Annotated in this window: 1 protein-coding gene; it reads right to left on the bottom strand. The window is 71.1% G+C overall.

Features of this window, described 5'->3' with window-relative positions; translation table 11 throughout:
- Positions 1-24 precede the first annotated feature (24 nt).
- On the bottom strand, positions 25-1,248 hold the full coding sequence (locus tag AC6EXY_RS33245) for an IS110 family RNA-guided transposase (RefSeq protein WP_499819022.1): 1,224 nt from the start codon (positions 1,246-1,248) through the stop codon (positions 25-27).
- Positions 1,249-1,494 lie beyond the last annotated feature (246 nt).

Genomic DNA, 1,494 nt, shown 5'->3' with positions numbered 1-1,494 from the left:
TCAGACATCCCATGTTTTTGAATGTCAAGCGGCGACATCGAGTGTGACGTTTTGTGGCCAGGCGGTTGCCTCGCTGTAGGCGGTCTGGGTCTTGAGGCAGCCGTGGAGGATGCCGACGAGCCGGTTGGCGAGTTGGCGGAGCGCGGCGTGGTGGCCGGTGCCGCGGGCGCGGATGGCGTCGTAGTAGGCGCGGGCACCGGGTGAGGCGTTCAGGGCGCAGAAGGCCTGCTGGTGCAGGGCGTCGGCGAGCCGGTCGTTGCGGGCGTAGCGGGCCATCACGACGGTCTTCTTCCCGGAGGCGCGGGTGATCGGGCTGGTCCCGGCGTAGTTCTTCCGGGACTTCGCGTCGGCGTAGCGTTTCGGGTCGTCTCCGAACTCGGCGAGCACCCGGGCCGCGAGAACCGGTCCCAGGCCGGGCTGGGACCGGTAGATCTCAGCGTCCGGGTGCTGGCCAAAATGGGCCTCGACCTGCTCCCCGAGCCGGCCGATCTCGGCGTTGAGGGTGCCTATCAGCCCGACCTGGGCGCGCACGACCGCGCCATAGGCGGCGGCTGTGGCCGGGCGAACCGGCAGCTGGGCGGCCTGGAACGCGGCCCGGATCTGCCGCGACTTCTCGGCGATGCCGCGGCGGCGGGCCCGCTTCAGAACGGCCGAGAGCTGCGCGATGGTCAGCCGCCGCGCCTCGGCCGGGGTCGGGGCCTTGGCGAGCAGCTCCAACGTGTCAGCGGCGTCGAGGTCGTCGAACGCGGCCAGCGCGGCCGGGAACGACTCGACCAACGCGGCGCGCAGTCGCTGAACCTGGCGGGTGCGGTCCCAGACCAGCGTCTGGTGCGACCGGGCCACGATCTTCACCGCGTCGACCTGGTCGCTGTCGCCGGCGACCGGGCGCAACTGGTGACGGTCGGTGCGGACCATATCCGCCAGCGCGTGCGCGTCGCCGGCGTCGCTCTTGGCCCCCGAGGTCGAGTACCGCTCCCGGTAGCGGGCCGCCTGCACCGGGTTGACCGCGATCACCTGGTAGCCCGCCGCGACCAGCGCCGACACCCACGGCCCCCGGTCGGTCTCGATCCCGACCACCACCTCGGCGGGATCGGCATCCTCGTCCAGGTGCGCGCCGACGAGCTCGTGCAGCCGGGTGATCCCGGCCAGCCCCTCCGGCAGCCTCGCCTTCGCCAGGCGCCGGCCGGTCTCGTCCTGCACCTCCACATCATGATGATCTTCCGCCCAGTCGTCCCCGACGAACAGCACCCAGGCCTCCCCACACTCCGCCAGCAGGACCGGCAGCCCACGGGAGATCCACCACGGCCTAATGGACAAGTGGTCACGCCGCGTTGGACGGCCACGACATCCCATCGGTGATCAGCTCTCCCGACCACCGGCAGGGGCACGATCTGACGCAAGGACTCGAACTCGGCCCAGGCGAGGAGAGTGCTCACCAGCCGGCGGCTACCGGCACCGAGCCTGCCTTATGCCGACCCGGTAGCTCCCATTAGG

It is taken from the genome of Frankia sp. RB5 (genome assembly GCF_059816245.1).
The sequence above is the reverse complement of the archived record's forward strand: the minus strand, read 5'-3'. Positions and strand labels throughout refer to the sequence as shown.